Raw genomic sequence first — 209 nt, forward strand, 5'->3', positions numbered from 1 at the left:
ACATCCTCATCCGTACTTGCCGTGTCATTCATCGAATCAACATCAGCGATTGGATCTACTGTGATCACTACCGTTGCCGTCTCTGTTGTCGTAGAACCATCCGCATTAGTTACCTCTACTGTATAATCAAAAGTATCTGTGCCATTAAAATCAGGATCTGGCGTATAAGTGACAGTTCCATCTGCATTGATCGTTACTGTTCCATTGGC

Annotated in this window: 1 protein-coding gene; it reads right to left on the reverse strand. The window is 43.5% G+C overall.

The annotated features are described in order from the left end of the window. A partial coding sequence (locus Q1A60_RS21590) for an Ig-like domain-containing protein (protein WP_299770823.1) occupies nt 1–209 on the reverse strand: 209 nt, incomplete at both ends.

It is taken from the genome of uncultured Dokdonia sp. (genome assembly GCF_947492535.1).
Lineage (GTDB): Bacteria > Bacteroidota > Bacteroidia > Flavobacteriales > Flavobacteriaceae > Dokdonia.